Raw genomic sequence first — 507 nt, 5'->3', positions numbered from 1 at the left:
TCAAAGGACGCGAACTCATGCAAGCCGTCATCAAGTCCGTCAGCAACGGCGTTCCCAGCGCACTCATCGAGCTGCGAACACTCGGCCGCACCCTCAATCGCCGGGCAGCAGACGTGCTGGCCTACTTCGACCGACCAGGAACCTCCAACGGGCCTACTGAAGCGATTAATGGAAGATTGGAACACCTTCGAGGATCCGCCCTGGGCTTCCGGAACCTCACCAACTATGTCGCCAGGTCATTGCTGGAATCCGGAGGATTCAGACCGAAACTACACCCCCAATTCTGAAGAGCCCTTAAACTTGACGAAACACACCTACCAATAACGTGCCCCACGCCTGGGCATAAAATGGTCACCATGGACAGCAATTTCCACAAGATCAGGCACCACACACGTGGCCCACACCGCCATGATATTGAACCCGATTTTGGACACTGCCACCGACTCACGGAGAAGTACTCCCCTTTTACTCCCCCTTTTCAACCAAAAACTACGGCAATGAACGACA

At 54.6% G+C, this 507-nt stretch carries 1 protein-coding gene; it reads left to right on the top strand.

From position 1 onward, the window contains the following. Positions 1-287, top strand: a 287-nt coding sequence (locus tag G6035_RS19705; protein WP_176618790.1) for a transposase, incomplete at its 5' end; no start/stop codon positions are given. Between the last annotated feature and the right edge of the window lie 220 nt (positions 288-507).

Origin of the sequence: Arthrobacter sp. SDTb3-6 (assembly GCF_013376095.1) — a bacterium.
Lineage (GTDB): Bacteria > Actinomycetota > Actinomycetes > Actinomycetales > Micrococcaceae > Specibacter.
This window is presented reverse-complemented; position numbering and strand designations above follow the sequence as displayed.